This is a genomic window from Pseudomonas sp. NFACC43, from assembly GCF_900119645.1.
Taxonomy (GTDB): domain Bacteria; phylum Pseudomonadota; class Gammaproteobacteria; order Pseudomonadales; family Pseudomonadaceae; genus Aquipseudomonas.
The window spans coordinates 1-5964 of the sequence record NZ_FPKK01000033.1 but is presented as its reverse complement, the minus strand read 5'-3'; the positions used below and the strand labels follow the sequence as shown (position 1 = coordinate 5964).

The window sequence follows — 5964 nt, the reverse complement described above, 5'->3', positions numbered from 1 at the left end:
CGCCTGGTGGCCTATTTCACCGAGTCCCGGGCCGTGGACATCGAGGCCCTGCGCAGCCATCTGCAAGGGCAATTGCCGGATTACATGGTGCCCGTGGCCTACGTACGCCTGGACGCCTTGCCGTTGACCCCCAACGGCAAGCTGGACCGCAAGGCCTTGCCGGCGCCAGACCTCGACTCGGTCATTACCCGAGGCTATGAAGCCCCTCAAGGCGACGTCGAAACCACCCTGGCGCAGATCTGGCAAGCGCTGCTGGGCGTGGATCAGGTCGGCCGCCACGATCATTTCTTCGACCTGGGCGGGCATTCATTGCTGGCGATGCAGTTGATTTCCCAGGTGCGCCTGCGCCTGGGCGTGGAACTGGGCCTGGCGCAACTGTTCGCTCATCCACAGCTCAAGGCGTTGGCGCAGGCAGTGGCCCAGGCCGGACGCAGCACCTTGCCGGAAATCGTCCGGGTGGCCCGCGATGAAGACCTGCCCCTATCGTTCGCCCAGCAGCGCCTGTGGTTCCTGGCGCAGATGGAAGGGGCCAGCTCGGCCTATCACATGCCCGCCGGGCTGCGCCTGCGCGGGAGCCTGGACGGTGTCGCCTTGCAGCGGGCGCTGGATCGCATCGTGGCCCGTCACGAAGCGCTGCGGACCACCTTCGTGCGTACCCGGGGGGAAGAGGCCTTGCAGTGCATCGCACCGGCCGATACAGGATTCGCCCTGTTGCGGCAGGACTTGTCCGGTCACGCCGATGTCGAAGCCGAGCTGCAAGTCCTGGCGGCGCAGGAAGCCGCCGACGCTTTCGACCTGGAGCAGGGGCCGTTGATCCGGGGGCGTTTGATCCGTCTCGGTGATGACGATCATGTGCTGTTGGTGACCATGCACCACATCGTTTCGGACGCCTGGTCCATCGGCGTGTTGATCAAGGAACTGGCGGCTCTCTACGAAGCGTTCCGCCATGGCCTGGACGATCCGCTGCCGGCGCTGACGATGCAGTACGCCGACTACGCCGTGTGGCAACGCCGCTGGTTGAGCGGCGAGGTGTTGCAGGCCCAGTGCGGCTACTGGCAGCGAACCCTGGCCGATGCACCGGCGCTGCTGATGCTGCCGACGGATCGACCACGCCTGGCCCGGCAGGATTACGCCGGGGCGGCGCTGCCGGTGGCGTTCGATGCCGGCCTGACCGCCGACCTCAAGGCACTGAGCCAGCGCCACGGTGTGACCCTGTACATGACGCTGATGGCCGCCTGGGCGGCGTTGCTGGGCCGTCTTTCGGGGCAGGACGAGGTGGTGATCGGTTCGCCGGCCGCCAACCGCACGCGCTCGGAGGTCGAAGGGCTGATCGGTTTCTTCGTCAATACACTGGCCGTGCGTGTCGATGTGTCCGGGTCGCCCACTGTCGAAACCCTGCTGGCCCGGGTCAAGGCCCAGGCCCTCGGGGCCCAGGCGCACCAGGACCTGCCATTCGAACAGGTGGTGGAACTGCTCAAGCCGGTGCGCAGCCTGGCCCACAGTCCGCTGTTCCAGGCCATGCTGTCGTGGCAGACCCTGGACAGCACCGAGCTGGTGCTCGGCGACCTGAAGCTCGAAGGGCTGGGGGTAGCGAACACGGTTGCCAAGTTCGACCTGTCCCTGGAACTGGGCGAGCTGCAGGGCCAGGTCTTCGGCACTCTCGAATACGCCACGGCCCTGTTCGATGCGCGCACGGTGCAGCGCTACATCGGGTACTTCGAGCGTGTGCTGCGAGCCATGGTGGCGAACGAGCAGACTCTGGTCGACCGGATCGCGCTGGTGGATGACGCCGAGCGCGAGCATCTGCTGGTGGGCCTCAACGCCAACCAGGCGCCGTACCCACGCACGCAGGTGATCCATCAACTGTTCGAGGCTCAGGTTGTGGCCAGGCCGGATGCCATCGCGGTGGTGTTCGAAGGGGAGCGCTTGAGCTATGCCGAACTGAACCGTCAGGCCAACCAGGTGGCCCATCACCTGATCGGGCTGGGTATCCGCCCCGACGACCGGGTGGCGATCTGTGTCGAGCGCAGCGCCGAAATGCTGGTAGGCCTGCTGGGGATTCTCAAGGCCGGTGGTGGCTACGTCCCCCTCGACCCGGCGTATCCGGCCGAGCGACTGGCCTACATGCTGGGCGACAGTGCCCCGGTGGCGCTGCTGACCCAGCGCCGACTGCAGGACCGCTTGCCGCCGCTGTCGGCGCCGGTGTTGCTGCTCGACCACGCCGAACGCACGAGCCAGGGCATCGCCGCAGGGCGTGACGACAACCCGGTGATCGCGTCATTGGGCTCGCGTCACCTGGCCTATGTGATCTACACCTCGGGTTCGACCGGCACGCCCAAAGGGGTGATGATCGAGCATCGCGGGCTGGTCAACTATTGCGTGGACGCGGTCCGGCTGTTCGGCCTGACGCCGGCCGATACGGTATTGCAACAGAACACCTTGAACTTCGACCTGTCGGTAGAGGAAATTTTCCCGGCGCTGGTGGCCGGCGCCACCCTGGCGCCGACCCGCAAGCTGTTCGGCAGCGCCGAACTGCAGCAGGACGGCGACATCCGGCCGACCTTCCTGCACCTGACCGCGGCGCACTGGCACACCCTGGCGGCCGAATGGCACAACACGCCGGCCCAGGCCCGGGATCATCTGCGCGAGGTGCGGCTGGTCAACGTCACCGGCGACGCCCTGTCGATGCAGAAACTGCAGATGTGGGACGCGGTGCGTCCGGCCCACACGCAACTGATCAACACCTATGGCCCCACCGAAGCTACCGTGTCCTGTACCGCCGCCTACATGCGCTACGACGCCAGCGCCGTGGCCGGCAACGCCACCATCGGCACACCGATGGCCAACACCCGCATCTACCTGCTCGACGGGCACCGGCAGCCAGTGCCGTTCGGGGTCGCGGGGGAGATCTATATCGGTGGCGATGGCGTGGCGCGCGGCTATTTGAACCTTGATGCCATCAATGCCGAACGTTTCCTTGTCGATCCGTTCAGCGATCAGCCCGATGCCCGCATGTACAAGACCGGCGACCTGGCCCGTTATCGTCCTGACGGGCGTATCGAGTATCTGGGGCGCAACGATTTCCAGGTCAAGGTGCGGGGTTTCCGTATTGAACTGGGCGAGATCGAAACCCGGTTGGGCCAGTGTGCCGGGGTCAAGGAAGCCGCGGTGATCGTGCGCGAAGACCAGCCGGGGGACAAGCGCCTGGTGGCCTACGTCGTGCCCCGGGCCGGCGTGACCCTGAGCGCGGCCGCCTTGCGTGCCGAACTGTCGACGTTGCTGACCGACTACATGATGCCGGGTGCGTTTGTCAGCCTGGCCGCGCTGCCGCTCACACCGAACCGCAAGCTCGACCGCCAGGCCTTGCCGGCCCCGGATGCCGAGGCCTATGCCAGCCGTACCCATGAAGCGCCCCAAGGCGCTACGGAAGTCGCCTTGGCGCAGATCTGGCAGGACTTGCTCAACGTCGAAGCGGTGGGGCGTCACGATCATTTCTTCGAATTGGGCGGGCATTCGTTGCTGGTGATGCGCCTGATTGCCCAGGTGCGCGAACAGCTGGACGTGGAGCTGAACCTGAGCGATGTCTTTGCCCAACCGCAACTGAGCGCGCTGGCCCAGGTCCTGTCCCGGGCGACACGCAGCACGCGGCCGGACATCCTGCCGGTATCCCGCGAGCAGGCGCTGCCGTTGTCGTTCGCCCAGCAGCGCCTGTGGTTCCTGGCGCAGTTGGACGCGGGCAGCGCGGCGTATCACATCCCCACCGGCCTGCGCCTGCGGGGGACGCTGGATACCCGGGCGCTCACCCGTGCCCTGGATCGTATCGTGGCCCGGCACGAAGCCTTGCGCACCACTTTTGTCCAGATGCAGGGCGAGGACGTGGCGCAACGCATCGCCCCGGCGAATTGCGGCTTTGCCCTGGCGCTGCACGACCTGACAGATGACCCCGACGCCGAAGCGACCTTGTCGCGCCTGGCCGGGGAAGAGGCTCGCCAGGCCTTCGATCTGAGCCAAGGTCCGCTTGCCCGTGGCCGCCTGGTACGCATGGACGAGCAGGACCATGTGTTGCTGGTGACCTTGCACCATATCGTCTCGGACGGCTGGTCCGCCGATGTCCTGACCCGGGAGCTGGGCGTTTTGTACGCGGCGTTCAGCCAGGGGCAGGACGACCCGCTGCCGGCCCTGCCGGTCCAGTACGCCGATTACGCCTTCTGGCAACGGCGCTGGCTCACCGGCGAGGTCCTGGACAGGCAGGAGCACTATTGGCAGCAAGCCCTGGCCGGAGCGCCGGCATTGCTGACGCTGCCCACCGACCGGCCGCGGCCGGCGCAGCAGGACCATTGCGGCAATGCGGTGGGGCTCGTCCTGGATGAAACCCTGACCGCAGCGCTCAAGGCATTGAGCCAACGGCAGGGCACCACGCTGTTCATGACAGTGATGGCGGCCTGGGCCGCGGTGCTGGCGAGAATGTCCGGGCAGGACGATGTGGTCATCGGGACCCCGACGGCCAACCGCCTGCAGGCGCAGGTGGAAGACCTGATCGGCCTGTTCGTCAATACCCTGGCGGTGCGGGTCGATGTGTCGGCCGATCGGACGGTCCAGGCGCTGCTGCAACACGTCAAGGCCCAGACCCTGGGAGCCCAGGCCCACCAGGACTTGCCATTCGAGCAGGTGGTGGAGGTGGTGCGGCCGCTGCGCAGCCTGTCCCACAGCCCGGTGTTCCAGGCCATGCTGTCGTGGCAGAACACCGAAACCGCCGGGATGGAGCTGCCGGACATGTCGCTGCAGGCACTGGGGGTGAGCAGTCGCACCGCTAAGTTCGATGTGCTGCTGGACATGGCCTTGATCGAGGGCCGCCTGTTCGGTTCGCTGGAATACGCCACGGCGCTGTTCGACCAGGCCACGATGGAGCGCTACCTGGGTTACCTCGAATGCATGCTGCGGGCCATGGTCGCCGACGAGCAGGCTGTCGTGGCGAAAATCCCGCTGTTGGCGGAGCAGGAGCGCCGGCATGTGCTGGAAACCCTCAACGCCACGACCGTCGACTACCCACGCGACCAGACCCTCCACGGTCTGTTCGAAACCCGTGCCGAGGCCAGCCCGGACGCCATCGCCGTGGTGACTGACGACGAGCAATGGAGCTACCAGCAACTGAACCACCGCGCCAACCAGGTTGCCCATCGCCTGATCGCCCTGGGGATCCGCCCGGACGATCGGGTGGCGATCTGCGCCGAGCGCAGCCTGGAAATGGTGGCCGGCCTGCTGGGCATTCTCAAGTCCGGTGCTGCTTATGTGCCGCTCGATCCGGATTATCCGCTCGATCGCCTGGCCTACATGCTGGACAACTGCGCGCCGAGCGTGGTGCTGACCCAGGGGGCCTTGCAGGCACGCCTGCCCGCCACCGATGCCCGGACGTTGTTGCTGGACGATGCCGCGTTCTCGACCCAGTCGACGGCTAATCCAAGGGTCGAGGAGCTGCGCTGCGACCATCTGGCCTATGTCATCTACACCTCCGGTTCCACCGGCCTGCCCAAAGGCGTGATGAACGAACATGGGGCGGTGGTCAACCGCCTGCTGTGGATGCAGGACGCTTATCCGTTGACGGCTGCCGATGCGGTGCTGCAGAAGACCCCGTTCAGCTTCGACGTATCGGTGTGGGAGTTCTTCTGGCCGCTGTTCACCGGCGCCCGGCTGGTGATGGCCCGTCCTGGCGGGCATCGCGACCCAGCCTACCTGTGCGAGGTGATCCAGGCCCAGGGCATCAGCACGCTGCACTTCGTACCGTCGATGCTGGACGTGTTCTTGGCCCATGGCGCCGCCCACGGCTGCGACGGGCTGCGGCAGGTGATGTGCAGCGGCGAAGCCTTGCCGGGGCATCTGGTGCGGCGTTTCAAGGCGCAACTGCCGCAGGTGGCGTTGCACAACCTGTACGGCCCCACCGAAGCCGCCGTGGACGTCACGGCCTGG

The 5964-nt window shown here is 66.6% G+C and carries 1 protein-coding gene; it reads left to right on the top strand.

Features of this window, described 5'->3' with window-relative positions; all coding sequences use genetic code 11:
* On the top strand, window positions 1–5964 hold a 5964-nt coding region (locus BT179_RS26155), incomplete at both ends, for a non-ribosomal peptide synthetase (RefSeq protein WP_143148742.1).